Origin of the sequence: Halomonas sp. SIMBA_159 (genome assembly GCF_046536035.1) — a bacterium.
Taxonomy (GTDB): domain Bacteria; phylum Pseudomonadota; class Gammaproteobacteria; order Pseudomonadales; family Halomonadaceae; genus Vreelandella; species Vreelandella venusta_A.
This window is the reverse complement of record NZ_JAWJBT010000004.1, coordinates 139,303-162,333: the sequence shown is the minus strand read 5'-3', so window position 1 is coordinate 162,333 and position 23,031 is coordinate 139,303. Positions and strand designations below refer to the sequence as shown.

Genomic DNA, 23,031 nt, shown 5'->3' with positions numbered 1-23,031 from the left:
TCGCAGCGACAAAGGTCTTATAAAGCGCTTATGTTGCAGTGCAATAGTTTGTTTTGGATAGCCTTTTACAGTTCACTAGAATTGGCAGCGTGGCGACTTTGCGGTATCTTCGCATATACAAAAGGCTAATTTTTACAACGCATGTGTAGCTTTACTACATTAAGACGAGCGTAGCTTGTTGAATGTAGAACGAAAACCCCCGCACGGTGCAAACGCATCGTGGCATTGATTGGCCTGTGGTGGCTAAACACCGCAGCCGCCCCAGGCCCGAAGGGTTGGCGGGGCTCATTGTCATTTATCGTCATTCGGAGAGACCTCTATGAGTCTGGAGACAAGAGAAGATCTCGATCCGGTCGAAACCACGGAGTGGCTGGAATCCCTGGAATCGGTACTGGATCGTGAGGGCGAGGATCGTGCCCGCTACCTGATGACCCGCCTGGCGGATCGCCTGCGCCGGGACGGGATGAAGGTGCCCTTCTCGGTGACAACCCCCCACCGTAATACGATTCCGGTTCATCGCGAAGCGCCCATGCCGGGCGACCTATTCATGGAGCGTCGCATTCGCTCTCTGATTCGCTACAACGCGATTGCACAGGTTATTCGTAACAACCGGGCTAACCCGGGCTTGGGTGGTCACATTGCAAGCTTCATGTCGTCCGCAACGCTGTACGACGTAGGTTTCAACCATTTCTTCCGCGCTCCCAAAGGCGACTTTGAAGGCGACCTGATTTACATCCAGGGTCACGTAGCGCCGGGCATTTACGCGCGCTCGTACCTGGAAGGCCGTCTGTCTGAAGAGCAGATGGACAAGTTCCGCCGCGAAGTCGACGGCGACGGTCTGTCCTCCTACCCGCACCCATGGCTGATGCCGGATTACTGGCAGTTCCCCACGGTGTCGATGGGTCTTGGCCCGATTCAGGCCATCTATCAAGCCCACGTGATGAAGTACTTGCATCACCGTGAGCTGAAAGATATGCACGACCGCAAAATTTGGTGCTTCATGGGCGACGGCGAGTGTGACGAGCCGGAATCCCTGGGCGCGATCTCGCTGGCTGGCCGTGAAAACCTCGATAACCTGATCTTCGTGATCAACTGTAACCTGCAGCGCCTGGACGGCCCGGTACGCGGTAACTCCCGCGTCATGGACGAGTTCGAAGGTGTCTTCCGTGGTGCCGGTTGGAACGTGATCAAGGTGGTATGGGGTCGTCACTGGGATCCGCTGTTCGAGAAGGACAAAAAAGGCATCCTGCAAAAACGTATGGATGAAGCGGTTGACGGCGAGTACCAAAACTACAAAGCGAACGGCGGCTCTTACACCCGTGAGCACTTCTTTGGTAAGTACCCAGAAACCGAGGCGATGGTCAAAGACCTCACCGACGAAGATATCTGGAAGCTTAACCGTGGCGGCCATGACCCGTTCAAGGTCTACGCGGCGTACAACGAAGCGGTGAACACCACTAACGGCAAGCCCACGGTCATCCTGGCGCACACCGTTAAAGGGTATGGCATGGGTAGCGGCGATGGCGAAGCAGCCAACGAAGCGCACCAGGTCAAGAGCATGGAGCACGAAGCGCTGAAGAAATTCCGCGACCGTTTCGGTATTCCGCTCACCGACGAGCAGCTTAAAGACGTGCCTTACTACAAGCCGGAAGACGACTCTCCCGAGCTTAAGTACATGCATCTGCAGCGTGAGCGTCTCAACGGCTACCTGCCGAGCCGCCGCAGCAACTTTGACGCGCTAGAAATTCCGAGCCTGGAAGACAAAACCTTTGCCTCGCAAATGGGTGGCTCTAAAGGGCGCGAAGTCTCTACCACCATGGCGTTTGTGCGCATTCTTAATGGTTTGGTAAAAGACAAGCAGCTGGGCAAGCAGGTCGTGCCGATTATTCCTGACGAAGCGCGTACCTTCGGTATGGAAGGCATGTTCCGCCAGCTGGGTATCTACACCTCTGAAGGTCAGAAGTACGAGCCGGTCGATAAAGGCCAGATCATGTACTACCGCGAGGACCAGAAAGGCCAGGTTCTCGAAGAGGGTATTTCTGAAGCAGGCGCGATGTCGGCGTGGATTGCCGCCGCGACCTCTTACAGCAATAACAATGTCACCCTGCTGCCGTTCTACATCTACTACTCGATGTTTGGCTTCCAGCGTATCGGTGACTTGGCCTGGGCCGCAGGCGACTTGCAGGCACGTGGCTTTATGGTCGGCGGCACCGCAGGGCGTACTACGCTCAACGGTGAAGGCCTGCAGCACCAGGATGGTCACAGCCTGATTCAGGCGTCCACCATCCCCAACTGCCGCAGCTACGACCCCACCTATGCGCACGAAGTGGCGGTTATCGTGCAGGATGGTCTGAAGCGCATGTTCACAGATAAAGAGAACTGCTTCTACTACCTGACCGTGATGAACGAGAACTACGAGCACCCTGAGCTTGAGAACGTACCTGCTGACGATATCGTTAAAGGTATGTACCTGCTCAAAGAGACCCAGGGTGACAAAGGTCGCGTTCAGCTGATGGGCTCAGGCACCATTCTGCGTGAAGTAGAAGCGGCCGCTGAGCTGCTGGCCAACGACTGGGGCATCGGTGCGGACATCTGGAGCGTGACCAGCTTTAACGAGCTGCGTCGTGAAGCGCTGCTGCTGGAGCGTGAAGCCTTCCTGAACCCGGATGCTGAAGCCAATAAGCCCCACGTTACCAAGTGCCTGGAAGGCCGTGACGGCCCGGTGATTGCTTCTACTGACTACATGAAGCTGTACGCTGATCAGGTGCGTGCCTGGGTGCCGAATGACTACACCGTACTGGGTACCGATGGTTTTGGTCGTTCCGATACCCGTGAGAAGCTGCGCTACTTCTTCGAAGTAGACCGTTACTTCGTCACTGTCGCCGCGCTGCGTGCCCTGGCTGACCGCGGTGAGATTGATCGTAAGCATGTCGGCGAAGCGCTGAAAAAGTATGGCATTGACGCCAACAAGCCGAACCCGCTGACTAGCTAAACCGCTGCCCGGCGGGCAGATGCCCGCCGGCTCGATCCGATTTGGAAGGAGCGCGACCTTGAGTAGCGAAATCATCAAAGTTCCCGATATCGGTGGGGATACCGATGTCGAAATCATCGAGATTGCGGTGTCAGAAGGCGACGTCATTGAAGCGGAAGACACCCTGATCACTCTGGAATCCGACAAAGCCAGCATGGATGTACCGGCCCCGAAAGGCGGCAAGGTGATCAAAGTGTTGGTGAAAGAGGGCGATAAAGTCTCCGAAGGTGACGATATCGTTGAGCTGGAAGTGGAAGGCGGCAGTGAAAGCGATGCCGAGCCGGAAGCCGCCGCTGAAGAAAGCCAGCCCGAAGCGCCTGCCAAGCAGCCAGAAGCGGCCCCAGCGCCGAAGAAAGCCAGCGGTGGCAAGCAAACCGTGGATATCAAAGTCCCGGACCTCGGTGGCTCTGACAACGTTGAGATCATCGAAGTCGCCGTCGGCGCAGGCGATGAAGTTAACGCTGAAGATACGCTGATCACCCTGGAGTCTGACAAAGCCTCTATGGATGTGCCCAGCCCGCACAGCGGCAAGATCGTGGCGCTGACCGTTAAAGAAGGCGATACCGTCTCTGAAGGCGACGTCATCGGCCAGATGGAAATCGCTGGTGAAGGCGATGCCGCTGAAGAGGAAGCGCCGGCACAAGCAGACGAGCCTGCTGCTGCCAGCGAGCCCGCTGAAGAAGACGCGGCCGAAGAAGAGAGCGGTAGCGGTGAGCCGGAGCGTAAAGAAATTCGCGTGCCGGATCTTTCGGGCTCTTCTGACGTGCCGATTATCGAAATTGGCGTGGCCGCTGGCGATGAAGTTGACGTTGAAGACCCGCTGATCACCCTGGAGTCTGACAAAGCCTCCATGGACGTGCCGAGCCCCTTCAAGGGTAAGATTCTGGAGCTGACCGTCAAAGAGGGTGACACCGTCTCTGAAGGCGATGTGATCGGCTATATGGAAGTGGCGGGTGCCAAAAAAGCGGCGCCGAAAAAGGCAGCACCTGAAAAGGCGCAGCAGAGCAGCGCTAGCACATCAAGTGCCAAGCCGGCTCAGTCGCCTTCAGGCACCCCAAGCCCCGAAGCGCAAATGGCCTCTCATAAGCCACGCGACGGTAAGCTGGTCCACGCTGGCCCTGCGGTACGCATGCTGGCCCGCGAGCTGGGCGTAGATATTGGCCTCGTTAAGCCCAGCGGTCCGAAAGACCGCGTGCTGAAAGAGGACGTACAAGCGTACGTTAAGCAAGCCATTGCGAACCAGGGCAAAGCTCCGGCAGCAGCGCCTGCGGCCAGCGGTGGGGCAGGTATTCCTGCGGTACCGGAAGTCGACTTCAGCCAGTTTGGTGAAGTGGAAGAGAAGCCGATGGGCCGCCTGCTCAAAATGGGCGCAACCAATCTGCATCGCAGCTGGCTCAACGTGCCCCACGTGACCCAGTTTGACGAAGCCGATATCACCGAGCTTGAAAACTTCCGTAAAGCAATGAAAGCAGAAGTCGAAGCTCAGGGCGCTAAGCTCACGCCGTTACCGTTTATGGTGAAAGCGTGTGCCTTTGCACTGCGTAAATTCCCCCAGTTCAACGTCAGCCTGAAAGGCGACGGCGATACGCTGGTATGGAAAAACTACGTGCACATCGGTATCGCGGTGGATACACCGGATGGCCTGATGGTGCCGGTAGTACGCAACGCCGATAAGAAGTCCTTGATTGAAATTGCCAAGGAAATGGCGGAGCTAGGTAAAAAAGCGCAAACCAAGAAGCTCAAGCGTGATGAGATGACCGGTGGCTGCTTCACTATTTCGAGCCTGGGCTCGATTGGTGGAACCGCCTTCACGCCGATTGTTAATGCACCTGAAGTAGCGATTTTGGGCGTATCGAAAGCGCAAATGAAGCCGGTATGGGATGGTAATGCCTTCCAGCCGCGCCTAATGATGCCGCTGTCGCTCTCCTACGATCACCGTGCGATTAACGGTGCGGATGCGGCGCGCTTCACCGCCTTCCTGGCGGACGTGCTTACCGATATCCGTCGTTTACTGCTGTAATCGGTCATAAAAGCAAGCCACAAGCGGCGCCCTGATGGGCGCCGCTTGTGTTTATAACGACTTAGCTGCGGCAATGGTGGGTGGCGTAAACAGGGTGACCAAAGTACTAATGCTGGCCACTTTGCTGTTTTTGCTCAAAAAAACACAAAATAATCGCGCTCTCAGGCTTTTGGGGAGTTGTGTCCCCTGAACGGCACGGTTATTGTCGATTCATTGATTTCATCTATCACTATCATTCAAGACGATCATTCAAGGAGCAGTGCTATGCGTTTAATCCTGTTGGGTGCCCCCGGCGCGGGGAAAGGGACTCAAGCTCAGTTTATATGCGAGCAGTTTAAGATTCCCCAGATTTCCACCGGAGATATGCTGCGCACCGCTATAAAAGATGGCACCGAACTGGGCCTTAAAGTTAAAGAGATCATGAACAGCGGTGGTCTGGTGTCAGACGACATCATCATTGATTTGGTCAAAGAGCGCATTAGCCAGCCTGACTGCGCTAATGGCTTTCTGTTTGACGGCTTCCCGCGCACCATTCCTCAGGCGGATGCCATGAAAGAGGGCGGTGTGAAACTCGACCATGTGTTGGAAATCGCCGTGCCGGATGAAGAGATTGTGAGCCGCCTGGCTGGCCGTCGTGTGCACCCGGCCTCTGGTCGCGTGTACCACGTTGAGCACAATCCGCCTAAAGAGCCGGGTAAAGATGATGTGACCGGCGAAACGCTGATTCAGCGTGAAGACGATCAAGAGTCCACGGTACGTAACCGCCTGTCGGTGTACCACGATCAAACTGCGCCGCTGGTGGACTACTACCAGCAGTGGGCTAAAGAAGATCCTGCCGCCGCGCCTCAGTACCATCGCGTAGAAGGGATAGGCAGCGTGACAGACATTACCCGTCAGGTGAAAGAAGCGCTGAACTAAGCGTTTCACCTCACAAGCGCGCTTCTCAACGATGGCCTGCAGTGACCCTGCGGGCCATCGTCGTTACCGGCGTGTGGCGGTATACTAGTCGCCTATTTTTACGGAGTGCAACATCGCTATGTCGTCGTTATACCTTCTGGCACTGGATGCCTCCTCCAGCGCCTGTTCAGCGGCGCTGCTCCGCCAAGCGGGCGGCCAGCGTGAATGTTTGGCGCGCTATGAGATGACCCCACGTGCGCACACCAAACGCCTGATGCCGATGGTGGATGAACTGCTCGCTGATGCCGGCATTACGCCCCAGTCGCTGAGCGCCATTGCCTTTGGCCGTGGGCCAGGTTCGTTTACCGGCCTGCGTATTGCTGCCGGTGCCGCCCAAGGGTTGGCATTCGGCTTAGACTGCCCGCTGCTGGGCGTCTCTACCCTGGAAGCGCTAGCGCTACAGGCACACCGTCGCTATCACTTCCGCCATGTCGTGACCGCTCTGGATGCCCGCATGGGCGAAGTGTATGCGGCCACCTGGCACTGTCTAAACGACGCCGTAAGCTTACAAAGCGACGAAGTTGTCATCGCTCCCGGTGCGTTTCGACTTCCTGCCGATGAGACCGACTGGGTGGGCGTTGGCTCTGGCTTTAGCCTGTGGGATGAGTTCGCCGTGGGCGTGCAGGCCAGCATGTCACAGCACCTCACGGATTTAGAGCCACGCGCAGAGGAAATGGCGTGGCTAGCCGCTCGCGATCTGGACGCAGGCTTAGGCCAGGCGGCCCACGAGGCGCAGCCCGTGTACTTGCGCAATAACGTCGCCTGGAAAAAACCGGCATGAGCCAGCCAGTGCCACAGGTGGCGCTGCCGCCGGGCTTAACGCTGGGCTATGTGAATGGTCAGCTCGCCTTAGCCGGAGACGAGCGCCAGTACGGCAAGCCGCTCAGCGTTGATTTTGTCTCGGGCAAGGCCGCGCATCGCCGTCAGTTCGGCGGCGGCCGTGGGCAATTGGTGGCCAAAGCCTGCGGGCTTACCAAAGGCATCACGCCGAGCGTGGTGGATGCCACGGCAGGTCTGGGCCGCGATGCCTTTGTGTTGGCAAGCCTAGGCGCGCAGGTGCTAATGATTGAACGCGTCGCCGCCATTGCGGCGCTGCTGCAAGATGGCCTTGAACGCGCCGCTAGCGCAGATGAAACGGCACTGATTGCCGGGCGAATGGCACTGCGCCATGGCGACGCCGCGGAACAGTTAGCAGCTCTCGTCGCCGGTGCTGAGTTTGCGCCTCAGGTGATTCATCTGGACCCGATGTTCCCCCACCGCGAAAAGTCCGCATTAGTGAAAAAAGAGATGCGCGTGTTTCGTGAGCTGGCCGGGGATGACGACGATGCCCCACGGCTGTTGGAAGCCGCGCTGGAAGTGGCAACCCACCGCGTAGTGGTGAAGCGACCCCGTAAAGCACCGCCTATTGCCGGGCCCGCTCCGCAACATACGCTGGAAGGTAAAACGAGCCGCTACGATTTGTACGTTCATCGCTCATTGGCCCGCTAAGTACGGTCATCGTCAGATCTAGAGCAAGAGAAGGAGTCTCTATGCAACACGAGTGGCGAGAAGGAAACCGTGTCGTTCTGCTTCCGGAAGCATCGCGCTTTTTGCCAGCGATGTTTGAGGCGGTGAATCAAGCGCAGCACTACGTGCTGGTGGAACTCTATTTGATGGAGTCTGGCGAGCTGGCAAGCCAAGTCATTGACGCGCTGGAAGCCGCCGCGCAGCGGGGAGTAAGCACCTATCTGCTATTGGACGGCTACGGTGCCATGGGATTAGCGCGAGACGACCGTGAGCGCTTGCAGGCCGCAGGCGTGGCGGTGCAGTTTTTCAACCCCATAGGCTTTCACTCCCTGGCCCGTAATCTTAGTCGCGACCACCGCAAGATTGTGGTGGTGGATGGCGAAGTTGCGTTTACCGGCGGCTTTGGCGCGGTAGATGAGTTTTTGGAAGCTTGGTATGAGATTGCACTGCGCATTGATGGTCCCGCTGTGGCGGACTGGGAAACGCTGTTTCGGCGTCTATGGCACTCTCGGCTTACCCGCCAAGCGTCGGGCGGCCAAATGCCCCTCCCGCTGCCCTCACAGCGCAGCGCTACTGTGCATGAGGATGGCGTACGGGGAAGGGTCATGTCGGCCAGGGGCTATCGCTATCAGGCCATTCGTCATTCGCTCTACGAGCAGGTCAGCAGTGCCCAACAACGCTTGTGGCTCTGCACGCCCTATTTTGTACCTACGTTTTCGCTGCGCCGACGCCTAATGCGCGCTGCACGGCGAGGCGTCGATGTTCGCCTGTTGTTGCCGGGAGCAAAGCATGATCACCCCGGTGTGCGCTATGCGGGGCAGCGCTTCTACCAGGGGTTGATGAAATCAGGGGTGCGCATTTTTGAGTTTCAGCCAACGTTTATCCATGCCAAATTCGTCTTGGCCGACGAGTGGGTTAGCCTTGGCTCGTGCAATTTCGATCACTGGAATCTGCACTGGAACCTGGAGGCCAATCAGGAGATCGCCGATGCTGGGTTTGCGGATGAAGTCCAGGCGCTCTTTGAGCGCAACTTCGCTGCCAGCCAAGAGGTAGACGCCGCTGCCTGGGCCGCGCGGCCTTGGGGGCAGCGGGCCAAGGAGTGGCTATATGGGGTGATTGATGGGTGGGTAACGCGACTCAAATAGCCGTGCAATTACTTACGTTTTTTACCCTTGGCTTTGGCGGGCGTTTTCTTGCGGGGTTTAGGCTTGGGGGTTTCAGGCGGCACGCGGTAGTGCAGGTAAAGGTCGAGCACGAGTTCCGGCAACTGAGCAACTAACGATTCTTGATTGGCTTGATCCTTCGCCATCTCCGCCATATCGGGTTCATCGTCAAATAAACCGGAGAGCAGCATAAAGGGTAGCAGCAGGGTCGCGGCGGCTTCTTCGTCTTCCTGGAACCAAGCGCTCTCGTCGCTAAACACCGCTTCCATAAAGCCAGCGCACCAGTCGCCAATTGGTGTCTCTTCAGCTGGAATGCCATCGAGGGTCAGCTCAAAGGGAAGCTCCGGCAAGCCGCCTTGCTCAAGCACTGCCATGGCGTTATCACGCAGCTGTGTCAGCAGGTGTTCAATCTCGGCGCGTTCGGCGTCGTCCCGGTAATGGGGGGTGCCTTGAAACAGCTCTTCTAACCACTGGGCCGGTGGCTGCTCACTGGGAGCAACGGCCAGCGCCACCAAAAATCCGTGGGCTGAAATCAGATCAAGCGCATCTTCGCCTACTTGATCCGAGTCGAGAAAATCGTCCAGCCTGTCCAGCTGTTCATCATCCAGCAGCGGCTGAGGCGGGACACTGTCGGGCGAGTTTGCTGCGGGCACGTTATTGCGCTCTGCCATAGGGAGCCTCGTGGTCAACGTCATCTTTGAGAAACCGCTGTCGATCCAGAACAATCGAGCAACGTCACTAATGGCTAGTTTATCACTAATGAAGATCGCACCACTGCCCCCGTGGCCTTGCGATGATCTGATGGCGCTCTCGCAAGAGGCGCTCATTCATGCCGCTCAGCAGCGGGTAGTACAGGCGTTAGATCGCTGTCGGGAAGTGTACCCAACGCTGCCTGAACCCAAGGTGTGGTTTGATTTAAGGGGAGCCTCGGCGGGGCAAGCGCATTTGGGGCGAGGCGGGCTGCGCTTCAACCCGATGCTGCTGGCGGATAATCGCCAAGCGTTCTTTGACGAAGTGATTCCCCACGAAATGGCCCACTGGCTGGTCTTTCACCTCGCCAACGGCACACGCTTGAAACCCCATGGACGCGAGTGGCAAGCAGTGATGCGAGACCTGTTTGGCTTGGTGCCAAAGGTAACCCATCGCTTTGATACACAGCGCTCACAGCCGCGCCCTTATCGCTATGAGTGTGGCTGCCAGACCCACTGTTTTACGGCCAGACGTCATGCCTTAGTGGTTAAAGGGCGTCGTTATCGCTGCCGTCATTGTGATCAGACCTTGGTCTACAGTGCATTTGAAAACCCATGATAGTGTTTTAAGTTATTGTTTTTAAAATTAAAAATGTTAATACCAATGTCTAAAGGGAAGCCGCTCTGGACAGGTTTATGCTAGGTAAATATTACGCGCGTCGGTGTAACCAATAATAAGACCGGCACCATTTCCTAGAGAGTGCAACTTCACGGACAGAGGCAATTTCATGAGCGAGCATAAAAACGTCTATCCAGTGCGCGATAGCATCGCTGCCAAGGCATGGGCCGATAAAGATAAATATGCGGCAATGTATCAGCAGTCCATGGACGACCCGGAAAGTTTCTGGGGCGAGCAGGCCAAGCGTCTCGACTGGATCAAAACCCCCAGCAAGATCAAGAACACTTCGTTTGCCCGCGATAACGTTGATATCCGCTGGTTTGAAGACGGCGAACTGAACGTGGCGGCGAACTGCCTGGATCGCCACTTGGAAAAGCGTGGCGACCAAACGGCGATTATCTGGGAAGGCGATAATCCCAACGATTCCAAACACATCACTTATCGTGAGCTGTACGAGCGCACGAACCAGTTGGCCAATTGCCTGAAATCGCTGGGGATTCAAAAAGGCGATACGGTCACGCTGTATATGCCGATGATTCCCGAAGCCGCCATGGCCATGCTGGCCTGTGCGCGGATTGGCGCGGTGCACTCGGTGGTATTTGGTGGTTTCTCGCCAGACGCGGTGGCTCAGCGGGTGATCGGTGCGGATTCCAAGCTAGTTATTACCGCCGATGAATCCGTGCGTGGTGGTAAGCACGTACCGCTAAAAGAGAACGTCGACTCCGCGCTGACCCGCGACGGCACCGACGTGTGCAAAAACGTGCTGGTAGTGAAGCGTACCGGTGGCGAGATCGACTGGAAGGAAGGTCGCGACCTGTGGTTTGACGAGCTGGTCGACCAGCAGTCCACTGAATGCTCTGCCGAAGCCATGAACGCGGAAGACCCGCTGTTTATTCTCTACACTTCAGGCTCCACCGGCGCACCGAAAGGCTTGAAGCACACCACGGGCGGCTACTTGACCTACGCCGCCATGACCCACCAGTACGTCTTCGACTACCAAGAGGGCGAAATTTATTGGTGTACGGCAGACGTCGGCTGGGTGACTGGCCACAGTTATATCGTCTATGGCCCGCTGGCAAACGGTGCTACCACGCTGATGTTTGAAGGCGTGCCGAGCTACCCGACTCACGGCCGCATGGGCGAAATCGTCGACAAGCATCAGGTCAATATCCTTTACACCGCACCTACCGCCGTACGCGCACTCATGGCCCACGGCGATAACGTGATGGATTCCAGCAAGCGTGATTCGCTGCGCCTGCTGGGGTCGGTGGGTGAGCCCATTAACCCGGAAGCGTGGGAGTGGTTCTACCGCGTGATCGGCAAAGAGAAGTGTCCGATTGTCGATACGTGGTGGCAAACCGAAACCGGCGGCATCATGATTGCGCCGCTGCCAGGGGCCACTGACCTCAAGCCAGGCTCAGCAACCACGCCATTCTTCGGTGTGAAGCCCGCGTTGGTCGATAACGAAGGCAACACGCTGGAAGGGGCTACCGAAGGCAACCTGGTGATTCTGGACTCCTGGCCGGGGCAAGCGCGCTCTATCTGGGGTGACCATGAACGCTTTGTTCAGACCTATTTCTCCACCTACGACGGCATGTACTTCACCGGCGACGGCTGCCGCCGTGATGAGGATGGCTACTACTGGATTACCGGCCGTGTGGATGACGTGCTTAACGTCTCTGGTCACCGCATGGGTACCGCTGAGATTGAGTCCTCGCTGGTGGCGCACTCTTCGGTCGCCGAAGCGGCGGTGGTGGGTTTCCCCCACGATATCAAAGGTCAGGGCATCTACATTTATGTGACCCTGAACGGCGGCATCGACCCCACTGATGAGCTGAAGAAAGAGCTGACCCAGTGGGTGCGCAAAGATATTGGCCCGATTGCCTCGCCGGATGTTATCCAATGGGCTCCGGGGCTACCAAAAACCCGCTCAGGCAAAATTATGCGCCGTATTTTGCGCAAAATTGCCGCCAATGAGTGTGATGGCCTGGGTGACACCAGTACACTGGCAGACCCATCGGTCGTCGATGACCTGATCGAGCATCGGGCAAACCAGTAAGCGGCTCGCCCCTAGGCATTCAGCATTAGGGGCGAGTTTCAATGACGGACGTCAAGCGTTTGCTCATTCATGTAAGGCAAACTGCGCTTGTCCGATGCAGTGCCGGCCATAGGGCCGGCACTGCTGTTTCTGTTCGGATGACGACTCAATGACAAATTGTGCATGTGATGCTTGGGCATGATGAAGCCCATGGGGTACCATGCTTCAACCGTATGAGCCTAGCGTCGCGGCGGCAGGCAACCCCGCTGCTCGAGGAACCGGAGGAATATCCATGGCAGTAGCCCATAAGTTTATCGTCGCTGACGACCATCCGCTGTTTCGTGCAGCGCTCACCCAGGCGTTGCGCCAGTTGGCCCCCCAGGCTGAGATTGTCGAAGCCGACACCATGGAAGCCACCACGGAGGTCGTTAATCGACACCCCGATGCGGATTTGATTCTGTTGGATCTTCATATGCCCGGAGCCCATGGCTTTTCGGGTCTTATTCAACTGCGCGGGCAGATGCCGGATATTCCGGTAGCGGTGGTGTCCGGCAGCGATGAGCCCTACGTCGTGCGCCGTGCTATCGACTATGGCGCCTCGGGCTTCATTCCTAAATCATCGTCGCTGCAGCTGATTGCAGAAGCAGTGGGCGAGATTTTGCAGGGTGAAGTGTGGCTGCCCGAAGCGCTAGCCAATGTGCTGGAAGAAACCAGCGAAGAGGAGTCGCGCTTTGCTGAGGCGATTGCCTCGCTGACGCCCCAGCAGTTTCGCGTACTGAATATGCTGACCGAAGGCCTGCTGAACAAGCAAATCGCCTATGAACTCAGCGTATCAGAAGCGACCATCAAAGCTCACGTGACCGCGATTTTACGTAAGCTAGGTGTGCACTCCCGTACCCAGGCGGTCATCGCCGCGCAGAAACTGGAAGTGGAGCCGCCGAAAGTCGAGTCTTAACGGCTTACGGTCAGTAAACAGCGCCGCGCTTAGTCTTTGCTAAGCGCGGCGCTGCTGTTTTAGGACTACCGTTTTAGGGCTACTGTTTTAGCACTCATGATTAAGAGTTGGCGCGGCTGGCCTGGAGAGTGCGGGTCAGTAGCGCGCGCAGCGCAGCAGGCTTCACCGGTTTTAACAGCAGCTGGTAGCCTGCCCGTTTGACCTCTTCAGCGACCACCTCTGTACGATCAGCGGTAATCACAATGCCCGGCACGGCCCCTGCAAAACGCTCGCTAAGGGCTTCTAGGGCCATTAAGCCGGTCACTTCGTTATCCAGGTGGTAGTCCGCCAGGATAGCGTCGGGGTCGCCGTCCATATTGCGCAAAATTGATTTAGCTCCGCCGATACTGGTAGCGGTAAACACCTCGCAGCCCCAGCCACTTAACATGGCGGTCATGCCTTCTAGGATCAGCGTCTCGTTATCAATACACACGATCCGTGTGCCCGCCAGCTTGTTCCCGCTGCGACGGCTGTTGGGCTCCTGCTCTGCGACGGTTATTTCCCGCGCGGCCACCGTGGGCACGCTCACAGAAAACACCGTTCCCACGCCAACCCAGGAACGCACTTTGATGGGATGATCCAGCACGCGGCTCATACGGTCGGCAATGGAGAGCCCCAGCCCAAGGCCCTTTTCGCTCTCTTTATGGCGGGATACCTGATCCAGACGGCGGAACTCCTGGAAGATTTCCGTCAGCTTGGATTCAGGAATCCCTGGGCCGCTGTCCCACACCTCAATCAGCAGCCGCCCACTCTGGCGACGGCAGCCCAATAGCACGCGGCCTTCTTGAGTGTAGCGAATCGCATTGGAGAGGAAGTTTTGCACGATGCGACGCAGCATCTGCGGGTCGGAGTCCACCCATTGTTGAGTGGGCACAACGTCAAGATCCAAGCCGCGATCATCGGCCATCACCTCAAACTCAGCGCGTAGCGGGCGGAAAATATCGGCTAAGGCGAAATGGCTGCGACGTGGCGTCAGCGCACCGGCATCTAGTTTTGAGATATCCAGCAGCGTACCCAGCAGCTCTTCGGCCGCTTGCAGCGAGTTGTCGATATGGCCAATGGTGCGCTGGGTGTCGCTGGCGGTGACGTTTTGCATCAGCGCCGAGGTAAACAGCCGCGCGGCGTTTAAAGGCTGCAACAGGTCGTGGCTAGCGGCGGCCAAAAAGCGCGTTTTCGAGGCGTTAGCATCTTCCGCGAGCTGTTTAGCTTGGCGCAGTGCCTGTTCGGCTTCAGCGCGCACGCGGTTCTCCTGGCGCAGGGCGGCGTTGGCTTCCGACAGCGCTTGAGTACGCTCGCGCACCCGCTCTTCCAGCGTTTCATTGGTCTCTTTCAGGGCGATTTCCGCCTGACGACGCTCGGTAATGTCTTGATACAGCGCGAAGAAGCCCAAGATCGACTGGCTGTCGCCAAAGTGTGGGGTGTAGGTCACCAGCATATAGCGCATGGCGTCGTTGACCCGCATGGAGACTTCGAAACTCACCCGCTCACCGGCCAGGGTGCGCTGCACCCAGGGTACACGCTCCTCTGCCTGTTTCACCGGCAGCACGTCTGCGTAGCGACGCCCGATGACCGCGTTACGGTCGATGCTGAACGCCTGCTCGTAAGCGCGGTTGGTAAACAGGTAGCGGCTCTCTTTATCGAAGTAGGCGATCAGCGCGGGAACGTTATCGGTATAGATACGGATATTATTTTCCGAGCGAATCAGCGCCTCTTCGATGCGCTTTTGCTGGGTAATATCCTGATAGGTATACACGAAGCCGCCGCCGGGCATGGGGTTACCCTGTACTTCTAATACGCTGCCATCCTGGCGGTAGCGCACGTAGCGGTGGGGCTGGCCGTCGCGAATGTTATCCAGCAGCAGCTGTACGTGCTCTTCCGGGTCGCCGGGGCCGTACTCGCCGTTGTGGGCGTTGTAGCGGAAGATGCGGTCCATCGGTGCGCCAACGCGAATAATGTGATCAGGAAAGCGGAACAGCTCTAAATAGCGCTGATTCCACACCACCAGGCGTAGGTTCTGATCGACCACGCTAATGCCCTGGTTGATGTTCTCGATAGTGGCCTGCAGCAGGGCGCGGTTGAACTCCAACACCTGAGACGCTTCATCCACAATCGAAATGACATCGGAAATACCGATGCCCCGCCCTTGAAGTGCAGAGTTCACTACGATCCGCGCTGAAGAAGCTCCTAAGACAGACGCGAGAAAGCGCTCGGTAAACTGAATCAAATCGATGGAGGCACGGGTTCCGTCATCCAGCGGCTTGCCCGCTCGGCGTGCGTAATCATCAAAGGCTCGATCGACTTGTCCCGCGCCTAAGAAGCGCTCACACAGCACTTTCAAATCGCCCACGGTGGTGGCACCGGTCCAAGGGCGATTCACGGAGGTCTGGCGGGTTTCAACGCTATCCACAAACAGTGAGGCCTGAATGCGCTCCACGACTCGCTGCGAGGTTACCTGCGAGACAAAGATATAGCAGAACAAGTTGATGCCGAGCGACAGCATGACCCCGTGGGTAAACGTATCCCCCAGGTTCAGGCCAAATAGTGCTGTAGGTGATAGCCAGTTAAGTCCCAGCGGGCCACCGGCCAGCCATGCTTGTGGCAGCACGCCAGCGTTAATCATGGCAGGCATGAGCAGGCTATACGCCCAAATAGCAAAGCCTACGTTCATGCCCACGATTACGCCTAGGCGGTTGCCGCGTTTCCAGTACAGCCCGCCAATCAGCGCCGGAGCAAACTGGGCCGCTGCTGCAAACGAGAGCATGCCGATGGAGGCCAGCGAGGTGAACTCGCCAATCAGCTGATAAAAGCCGTACGCCATGGCCAGCACGGCCACGATAGTGAGGCGCCGGGCGCGCAGCACCAAGCGGCCATAGTCGCGGGCTTTGGTGTCAAACCAGCGCAGCCTGAAGAGCGCTGGGATTACAATTTCGTTCGAGATCATGATCGAAACGGCCACCGCCGCCACAATCACCATGCCCGTGGCGGCAGAGAATCCGCCGATAAACGTGAGCAGCGTGAGCCACTGCTGGCCCGAGGCCATCGACAGGGCGAGTACGTAGGTATCGGGCTCCACGCCGCTTTCTGAAAACAGCAGCAGGCCAGCCGCCGCCAGCGGCACGACGAAGAAAGCAATCGCCAGCAAGTAAAGCGGGAACAGCCAGCGAGCCTTAGTGGCATCATCGGGATGGATGTTTTCCACCACCGCCACGTGAAACTGGCGCGGCAGGCAAAGAATGGCCAGCATAGCGAGCAGCGTCTGCGCCCAGAAGCTTTGGCCGAAGTCTTGGTTGGCGAGCTGGCGCTGTAGCTCTAGCTGGCTTTCGGCGTGGCCCATCAGCTCGCCTAAGCCGTCAAACATGCCCCAGGTGACAAAGGCGCCCAGCACCAAAAACGCCACCAGCTTGACCAGCGACTCAAAGGCGACTGCATGGATCAACCCTTCGTGGTGCTCGGTGGCATCGGTATGCCGGGTGCCAAATAGAATGGCAAAAATGGCCATCACCACCGCCACATAAAAGGCCGTATCGCCAAACAGCGGGGTGTGGGTCATATCTTGGGCATCGGTCAACACGCTAAAGGTGGTGGAGACCGCTTTTAGCTGTAGGGCGATATAGGGCAGCGTGCCAATCAGGGCCACAAGGCTAGCAAAAGCTGCCAAAGATTGGGTTTTGCCGTAGCGGGAGGCGATAAAGTCGGCAATGGAGGTGACGTTTTGGTGCTTGGCGACGCGGATCATTTTCGCGAGCACGGGCCAGAACAGTAAAAAGGTCAGAATAGGCCCGACAAAGATACTGGCAAACGACCAGCCCGCGGTGGCCGCTTGGCCCACTGCGCCGTAAAACGTCCACGACGTGCAGTAGATGGCGAGTGCCAAGCTATAAATAATTGGGCGGCGGCGGCTAGCGCCGTGAGTGCGTGCACGCCGGTCGCCAAACCAGGCAATACCAAACAGCACTGCGATATAGAGCAGTGACACCGCGACAAGCAGCCCGCCATGAAACATAGTGTCTCCTCACCAATCGTACTTTTAACAGTACCTTTAAATAGCGCTTCTGAGCGGTGCGTCTAAACAGCACGTCTAAACCGACCTTCGCCCAGCAAAGGGCTCCATTCTAGGCGAAGGGGAGGCGCTACGTCTGCCGTTCGTTGGCCAGTTGGCAAACGGTGGTCAGCAGCGGTGAGGTGTCACGGAGTGTGCGTAGCTCATTGAGATCCGCCTCTCCCGTTTCTGGGTGTAGCGGAACCAGCTCTCGGCTTGAGCAGTTGAGGATATAGGGCTGCGTGGTAATCAGATCCGTATGGCGGCGCTCGAACTGGTAAAGAATAAATTCGGCTACCAGATCGCCATCGACGCTTTGGGCCCGCACGTTCTCGCTGTCCACCACGCTAAAGGTGGTCGTGATCGGGAAAAAAAGCGTCCATGGGCGCCACATATTGCTGGAGGTGTCGCTGGAAATTACTTGGGCTGTTTCCGGCAGCTGTAGCTGCTTATGCTCGAACCAGTCGTACTCGAACTGAACCTGATACCCCAGCATGCCTAGGCCACCAAACACCGGAACCATCCATTTAGGAAGCCGCTTACGGCTCAAGGTGCGAAGCAGTAAGCCAATACCGGCAGCCGCAAGGCCTGCAAAAACAGCGGCCACTAAGTGCCAAATCATAACGTTTCCTTCTTAAAAGCCATCGGGCTCCCCTGAGGAAGCCCGATGGTAAGTGGTCCCATGATGCTACTGGCCAGTGGCGCAATAGCGAGGAACGATTATGACTTAGTGATCAACTGCTGCACCAGCACCTTTCGGATAGCGTACGCTTTCCACAAGGTCCTGAATTTCTTGCGGCGGTGCATCGGTGGCGTTAGAGACAAGGAAGGCCACTGAGAAGTTAATCACCGCGCCTACGGCACCAAACGAGAGGGGAGAAATGCCCAGCATCCAGTTATCCGGCGTGTTGGCCAGCATGTTGGTGCCTGGAACAAAGAACCAGCCCAGGTAGGTGAAGATGTAGAGCAGGGTGCAGATCAGACCCGCCAGCATACCGGCGATTGCGCCTTTGTTGTTCATGCGCTTGGAGAAGATACCCATCATCAGCGCAGGGAACAGCGAGGCACCGGCAATACCGAAGGCAAGTGCCACGGTTTGCGCAGCAAACCCAGGCGGGTTAAGCCCTAAATAGGTCGCCAGCAAGATCGCACCGCCCATGGATATACGCGCCGCGAGCATTTCGCCTTTCTCGGAGATTTTCGGGTTGATCATGGTCTTGATCAAGTCATGACTGATAGCCGAAGAGATCGCCAAGAGCAGACCCGCTGCCGTAGAGAGTGCCGCTGCGATACCGCCCGCTGCAATCAAGCCCACTACCCAGCCTGGCAGGTTGGCAATTTCTGGGTTCGCCAGTACCAGGATGTCGTTGTTAACTTCTAGCTCGTTGCCTTCCCAACCGCGATCTGCAAAGTCAGCCGTGCCGTTGTAGAACTGGATGCGGCCATCTTCGTTCAGGTCGTTGTGGGTGATCAGGCCGGTCTCTTCCCAGGTGCTGAACCACGCAGGACGATCTTCGTAGAGGATCGGGTTACGCGCAGCTTCTTCGTAGTTCTCTGTTTGGCCAGCCATTTCCGGATAGACAGTGGTCATCAGGTTCAGACGTGCCATGGAACCAACCGCAGGCGCTGTCAGGTAGAGCAGGGCGATGAATACCAGTGCCCAGCCCGCTGACCAGCGTGCATCGGCCACTTTCGGTACGGTGAAGAAGCGAATGATAACGTGGGGCAGGCCAGCAGTACCGACCATCAGCGACAGGGTGAATAGCACCATGTTGAGCTTGTTATCCACATCGGCGGTGTAGTCGCGGAAGCCAAGTGCGGATACCACATCATCCAGTTTTTGCAGCAGCGGAACGCCAGATTCAGTGTGCGTGCTGAACATACCGAACATCGGAATCGGGTTGCCGGTGAGCTGCATGGCGATAAACACCGCCGGAATGGTATAGGCGATGATCAGTACCACGTACTGAGCAACCTGCGTATACGTGATGCCTTTCATACCGCCGAATACGGCGTAAAGGAAGACGATAAACGCAGCGATCCAGATACCCCAGGTGTTGCTGACTTCGAGGAAGCGGGAGAACGCCACGCCTGCGCCGGTCATCTGGCCGATAACGTAGGTTACCGAGGCAATGATCAAGCACACAATCGCCACTAAACGCGCAGTGTTGCTGTAGAAACGGTCGCCGATGAAATCTGGAACGGTGAACTTGCCGAACTTACGCAGGTAAGGGGCAAGCAGCATCGCCAGGATAACGTAGCCGCCGGTCCAGCCCATGAGGAAGGTGGAGTTAGCGTAACCGCCAGAGGCCAAAAGACCCGCCATGGAGATAAACGATGCCGCAGACATCCAGTCGGCCGCTGTTGCCATGCCGTTGGTGATGGGGTGTACGCCGCCGCCGGCGACATAGAAGTCTTTGGTGGAGCCCGCTCGCGCCCATATCGCAATCCCGATATAGAGCGCAAACGAGGCGCCAACAAACAGTAAGTTGATTGCAAACTGGCTCATACTGGCTTACTCCCCCAGGCCGTATTTTTTGTCGAGCGTGTTCATTCTCCAGGCATAGAAGAAGATCAGCACGATGAAGGTAAGAATGGAGCCTTGCTGAGCAAACCAGAAGCCCAGGTCCGTACCGCCAACGGGAATGCCCGCGAGAAGCGGACGAAAGAGGATGGCGCATCCATAAGAGACAAATGCCCAAACCACTAGGCATCCGAAGATCAGACGGACGTTGGCCTTCCAGTATTCAGCAGCATTGGATTTATCGTCTGCCATTGTGTTGCTCTCCAGTTGTGATTTTTAGGGTTGGAAAGTGAACTCAAGATAGCGTGTGATCCATCAGGGCAACCCCGCATACAAAAACCGCACTGAGTGTTGAGCGGTAAGGCAGTGTTGCCAGGCACGTCACCTTCTTCTTTTAAGATGTCTTGTATCGTTGTTGGGTGATCATCAAGTTATCGTCAGCGGCTTTCCATGCATCAGCGTGAAGTGCGTTAGGAAGTGCATTAGATAGGTGTCGTGCGATTACCCTGTATGACTCGTTGATAATACTGGGCAATAATTGAAAAAAATAAATCCCAGACTTTGGTATCAGGCGCGCTTAGCAGCGTAGTGAAAATGGTCGTTGTGAATATAAAGCATTATTTATATTGGTTTTTCATCGTTTTTTAAACGCCAGGTGTCGGGTGATAGGACAATGGTCTATGGCTCGGTTAAAAGTAATGTTTGCTACCTTAATAAGAGAAGATGAGTGGCTTTAAGTGAGTTAAAAAGTCACTACTTTAGTCTCTGAACTAACGTCGTTAAGACGTTAGCGCTATAGCGGAAAGTATAACGAAAGTGCCGGTTGAGTAAACTGAATAGAGTGCTAGTTGAAACGTCATCAAGTGCTCAATGTGTTTCCTAATATTTGCGCTAAAGCGAGGTCGCCCATGGTGGAAGTGGATCTATCCCAGCTACCGTTTACGCTGATGGATGAAGCGGGGCGTGATCATGTTCGTCGCGGGATGGATCTTGCTTATTTTGACCGCGACGAAATTATTCTGGAGATGGGGCAGCCGGGTGAGTCGGTCTTTTTGATTCATAAAGGCGAGGTCGCCGAGCTTGATCCAACGCTACCGGCGGCTAGTGCGCGTATTGGCCACTACACTGGCGGTGATCTGTTTGGTGCGATCAGTATTCTCAACGGCAAAAGCCGCTACCGCTTTCAAGCCGAGCAGGAGTGCTTGTGCTATGTGATGCCCAAGGCGCTGTTCACGCAGCTGTGCCGTCAATATCCGCCGTTTGAGCAATTTTTTAAACAGTCGCTTTCCCACAAAGCACGCCTGCTGACCGAAAAGCGCGCCGAAGGTGGCGTCACGATGGCGGGCTTTATGCTGGCCAAGGTACGCGACTGTATGCGCGAGCCGCTGTTGATTGACGCGTCGAAAAGTATCCACGACGCCGTTCGACAACTAAACGAGAGCCACGCAGATAGCTTGCTGGTGGGTACTCAAGGCGCGCTGGGTATGGTCACTAAAACCGACCTGCTCAATGGTCTAGTGCTTGGCGACGCTACTCAGCAAACCCCGGTAGAAGCGCTGGCTAACCGCTCGCTTGTGACCGTGGCACCCGAGCAATACCTGTTTGAAGCCCTGATTTTAATGACCCGCCATAAAGTCGCGCGGGTAGTCGTGATGGAGGGCGAGAGCGTTCAAGGCGTTGTGGAGCTGATGGACGTACTGAGCTTCTTCTCAAGCCGTAGCTACGTGGTGAGTTTGCAGGTTGAGCAAGCGAATGACCTGGAGACGCTGGCAGCCGCCAGCCAGCGTACGCCGGAACTGGTCAATGCCCTGATGGCGCAAGGGGTAAAACTGCGTTTTGCCATGGATCTGTTGGCGGCGCTAAATGGCCGCATCATGAGTAAGGCCTGGAGTTTCACAGTACCTGAGCAGTATCACCGTCAAAGCTGCCTGATGGTGATGGGCAGTGAAGGGCGCGGCGAGCAGATTCTTAAAACCGATCAGGATAACGGATTGATTCTGGCAGATGACTGCCAGTGGCCTACGGTGGGTGAAGACATGTCGACACTCACCGAGACGTTGATACAGCTCGGCTACCCACCATGCCCTGGCAACATTATGGTCTCAAACCCCGAGTGGGTAGGCACGGTGTCGCAGTGGAAAAGTAACATTGCCAAGTGGGTCAATGCCCGTGATGGCGATAGCCTGATGAAGCTAGCCATTCTGCTCGACTCCCACGGCGTAGCGGGCAATCCCGCGCTATTGGATCAGGTGCGCGATGCGCTGTTTGAGCGCTGTTCCCACGATGAGCTGCTGCTCTCATACTTTGCTCGTGCTGCGCTGCGCTTCTCAACGCCGCTGACGCTGTTTGGGTCGCTGAAAAAGCCCCAGCACGGGATTGATATTAAAAAGGGCGGAATTTTCCCGATAGTGCATGGTGTTCGCACCATGGCCCTTGAACGGCGCATTAAAGCTACCTCCACCCTAGACCGCTTAGACGCGTTAGCCATCGATGGGCGGCTTGACCGGCACTTTGCCGATGACTTAGGCGAGGCGCTGTCGCTGTTTACTGAGCTACGTTTACGCCAGCAGCTGCTTGAGCTGGATGGCATCAATCCAAAACGCACTAATCGAGTGGTGGTCCAAGAGCTTTCTTCGTTAGAGCGGGACCTGCTGCGTGAAGCCTTACATATTGTGAAAGACTTTAAACAGCGTCTTTCTCATCGCTACCATTTGGAGTATTCGTGAGCGGGATGCCCTTGTTAGATCGACACATGACGCTGTTGAGCGGTTCACTGCGCACGCTTTTGCAGCGAGAAAGCGACCGGCGGCGTTGGTCGGATACGCCCTATGCCTGGCTGTTCCAACCCTATATGGGAGAAGAAGCCGTGGCCATGGCGTGTCAGGTAAGTGACGTTCAGCCTGCGGTGATGAGCGTGGCTGCAGTGGTGCTCAGCCCTCGGCGCGTTCACACCAGCAGAACGTGGGTGGCTACTCTTGCAGCGTCACCTTCACTGGTACCGGCGACGCTGCGCCGTCATTATCAGCTCCACGGCACGGATTTACCCCGTAACCCTGATGCAGAGTGCCTGAGTGAGCTTGCGGAGTTTATTGGTAATCGACCGCTGGTGGGGTGGCAGTTGGATCAAACCATCGAACCGCTGAACGGGCTGTTTCGTGCTGGACTAGGGTTCGGGTTGCCCAATGCCCAGGTAGATCTTGCCAAGCTGCATGGGCGGCAGCTGCGGCGGTTGCATCCCCATATCGACCCTAGCCGATGTCTTGAGGATGCGCTCGCTCGCTGGCAGTTGCCGCCGTTAACCTGGCCCAGCGTGGTGAGTGAAGCCACTGCCAGTGCGCTCTTATACCTGCGTCTTCAGCGCGAGGTGGCATTAACAGCCTAGGGTTTTATT

General features: G+C 56.7%; 16 protein-coding genes. 11 read left to right on the top strand and 5 right to left on the bottom strand.

Annotated elements, in window-relative coordinates; translation table 11 throughout:
• The first annotated feature begins 319 nt into the window (after window positions 1-319).
• From aceE to R0J87_RS04055, 6 genes are all read left to right on the top strand, one after another.
• Window positions 320-2,992, top strand: coding sequence for a pyruvate dehydrogenase (acetyl-transferring), homodimeric type (aceE, locus tag R0J87_RS04080; protein ID WP_498884519.1), 2,673 nt, complete (start codon window positions 320-322; stop codon window positions 2,990-2,992).
• Between the two features lie 58 nt (window positions 2,993-3,050).
• Window positions 3,051-5,051: a pyruvate dehydrogenase complex dihydrolipoyllysine-residue acetyltransferase gene (gene aceF, locus R0J87_RS04075; RefSeq protein WP_498884518.1), complete on the top strand. Its 2,001-nt coding sequence runs from the start codon at window positions 3,051-3,053 to the stop codon at window positions 5,049-5,051.
• Between the two features lie 264 nt (window positions 5,052-5,315).
• Complete coding sequence (gene adk / locus R0J87_RS04070) at window positions 5,316-5,969, top strand: adenylate kinase (protein ID WP_498884517.1); 654 nt, start codon at window positions 5,316-5,318, stop codon at window positions 5,967-5,969.
• A 118-nt stretch (window positions 5,970-6,087) separates the two neighbouring features.
• Window positions 6,088-6,789: a tRNA (adenosine(37)-N6)-threonylcarbamoyltransferase complex dimerization subunit type 1 TsaB gene (gene tsaB, locus R0J87_RS04065; protein ID WP_404343371.1), complete on the top strand. Its 702-nt coding sequence runs from the start codon at window positions 6,088-6,090 to the stop codon at window positions 6,787-6,789.
• Window positions 6,786-7,496, top strand: a complete 711-nt coding sequence (locus R0J87_RS04060; protein ID WP_498884515.1) for a class I SAM-dependent methyltransferase — start codon at window positions 6,786-6,788, stop codon at window positions 7,494-7,496. Before tsaB ends, R0J87_RS04060 begins: the two co-directional genes overlap by 4 nt.
• A gap of 41 nt (window positions 7,497-7,537) precedes the next feature.
• Window positions 7,538-8,659, top strand: a complete 1,122-nt coding sequence (locus tag R0J87_RS04055; RefSeq protein WP_498884513.1) for a phospholipase D-like domain-containing protein — start codon at window positions 7,538-7,540, stop codon at window positions 8,657-8,659.
• 8 nt (window positions 8,660-8,667) lie between these two features.
• Here R0J87_RS04055 and R0J87_RS04050 read toward each other — a convergent pair whose 3' ends face one another.
• Entirely contained in the window at window positions 8,668-9,348 is a 681-nt protein-coding gene (locus R0J87_RS04050) for a YecA/YgfB family protein (protein ID WP_404343365.1), read from the bottom strand.
• An 88-nt stretch (window positions 9,349-9,436) separates the two neighbouring features.
• Here R0J87_RS04050 and R0J87_RS04045 point away from each other — a divergent pair, with 88 nt between their 5' ends.
• From R0J87_RS04045 to R0J87_RS04035, 3 genes are all read left to right on the top strand, one after another.
• A complete protein-coding gene (locus R0J87_RS04045; protein WP_498884566.1) occupies window positions 9,437-9,985 on the top strand; it encodes a SprT family zinc-dependent metalloprotease in 549 nt (182 codons plus the stop codon).
• A 169-nt stretch (window positions 9,986-10,154) separates the two neighbouring features.
• A complete protein-coding gene (gene acs, locus R0J87_RS04040; protein ID WP_498884512.1) occupies window positions 10,155-12,104 on the top strand; it encodes an acetate--CoA ligase in 1,950 nt (649 codons plus the stop codon).
• Window positions 12,105-12,375: 271 nt separating this feature from the next.
• Window positions 12,376-13,038 (top strand): response regulator, encoded by a 663-nt coding sequence (locus R0J87_RS04035; RefSeq protein WP_188639006.1) that lies wholly within the window; start codon window positions 12,376-12,378, stop codon window positions 13,036-13,038.
• A gap of 100 nt (window positions 13,039-13,138) precedes the next feature.
• Here the strand turns inward: R0J87_RS04035 and R0J87_RS04030 are convergent, their stop codons facing one another.
• The 4 genes from R0J87_RS04030 to R0J87_RS04015 form a co-directional block, all read right to left on the bottom strand.
• Complete coding sequence (locus R0J87_RS04030) at window positions 13,139-17,080, bottom strand: NahK/ErcS family hybrid sensor histidine kinase/response regulator (RefSeq protein ID WP_498884511.1); 3,942 nt, start codon at window positions 17,078-17,080, stop codon at window positions 13,139-13,141.
• A gap of 127 nt (window positions 17,081-17,207) precedes the next feature.
• Window positions 17,208-17,738: a hypothetical protein gene (locus R0J87_RS04025; RefSeq protein ID WP_498884510.1), complete on the bottom strand. Its 531-nt coding sequence runs from the start codon at window positions 17,736-17,738 to the stop codon at window positions 17,208-17,210.
• 105 nt (window positions 17,739-17,843) lie between these two features.
• On the bottom strand, window positions 17,844-19,625 hold the full coding sequence (locus R0J87_RS04020) for a sodium:solute symporter family protein (protein WP_498884509.1): 1,782 nt from the start codon (window positions 19,623-19,625) through the stop codon (window positions 17,844-17,846).
• A gap of 6 nt (window positions 19,626-19,631) precedes the next feature.
• Window positions 19,632-19,892, bottom strand: a complete 261-nt coding sequence (locus R0J87_RS04015; protein WP_159343126.1) for a DUF4212 domain-containing protein — start codon at window positions 19,890-19,892, stop codon at window positions 19,632-19,634.
• 656 nt (window positions 19,893-20,548) lie between these two features.
• On the opposite strand from R0J87_RS04015, the gene R0J87_RS04010 reads away from it, so the two are divergent.
• Both R0J87_RS04010 and R0J87_RS04005 read left to right on the top strand, forming a co-directional pair.
• The gene (locus R0J87_RS04010) at window positions 20,549-22,366 is read left to right on the top strand and encodes a DUF294 nucleotidyltransferase-like domain-containing protein (protein ID WP_404343355.1); all 1,818 of its coding nucleotides are present in this window, start codon (window positions 20,549-20,551) and stop codon (window positions 22,364-22,366) included.
• 5 nt (window positions 22,367-22,371) lie between these two features.
• Window positions 22,372-23,022 (top strand): 3'-5' exonuclease family protein, encoded by a 651-nt coding sequence (locus tag R0J87_RS04005; protein WP_498884565.1) that lies wholly within the window; start codon window positions 22,372-22,374, stop codon window positions 23,020-23,022.
• Window positions 23,023-23,031: the final 9 nt, after the last annotated feature.

Coding starts and splice junctions, on each gene's coding strand:
- aceE (WP_498884519.1), top strand. CDS start 320: ATGAGTCTGGAGACAAGAGAAGATCTCGATCCGGTCGAAACCACGGAG.
- adk (WP_498884517.1), top strand. CDS start 5,316: ATGCGTTTAATCCTGTTGGGTGCCCCCGGCGCGGGGAAAGGGACTCAA.
- tsaB (WP_404343371.1), top strand. CDS start 6,088: ATGTCGTCGTTATACCTTCTGGCACTGGATGCCTCCTCCAGCGCCTGT.
- R0J87_RS04060 (WP_498884515.1), top strand. CDS start 6,786: ATGAGCCAGCCAGTGCCACAGGTGGCGCTGCCGCCGGGCTTAACGCTG.
- R0J87_RS04055 (WP_498884513.1), top strand. CDS start 7,538: ATGCAACACGAGTGGCGAGAAGGAAACCGTGTCGTTCTGCTTCCGGAA.
- R0J87_RS04050 (WP_404343365.1), bottom strand. CDS start 9,348: ATGGCAGAGCGCAATAACGTGCCCGCAGCAAACTCGCCCGACAGTGTC.
- R0J87_RS04045 (WP_498884566.1), top strand. CDS start 9,437: ATGAAGATCGCACCACTGCCCCCGTGGCCTTGCGATGATCTGATGGCG.
- acs (WP_498884512.1), top strand. CDS start 10,155: ATGAGCGAGCATAAAAACGTCTATCCAGTGCGCGATAGCATCGCTGCC.
- R0J87_RS04035 (WP_188639006.1), top strand. CDS start 12,376: ATGGCAGTAGCCCATAAGTTTATCGTCGCTGACGACCATCCGCTGTTT.
- R0J87_RS04030 (WP_498884511.1), bottom strand. CDS start 17,080: ATGTTTCATGGCGGGCTGCTTGTCGCGGTGTCACTGCTCTATATCGCA.
- R0J87_RS04025 (WP_498884510.1), bottom strand. CDS start 17,738: ATGATTTGGCACTTAGTGGCCGCTGTTTTTGCAGGCCTTGCGGCTGCC.
- R0J87_RS04020 (WP_498884509.1), bottom strand. CDS start 19,625: ATGAGCCAGTTTGCAATCAACTTACTGTTTGTTGGCGCCTCGTTTGCG.
- R0J87_RS04015 (WP_159343126.1), bottom strand. CDS start 19,892: ATGGCAGACGATAAATCCAATGCTGCTGAATACTGGAAGGCCAACGTC.
- R0J87_RS04010 (WP_404343355.1), top strand. CDS start 20,549: ATGGTGGAAGTGGATCTATCCCAGCTACCGTTTACGCTGATGGATGAA.
- R0J87_RS04005 (WP_498884565.1), top strand. CDS start 22,372: ATGCCCTTGTTAGATCGACACATGACGCTGTTGAGCGGTTCACTGCGC.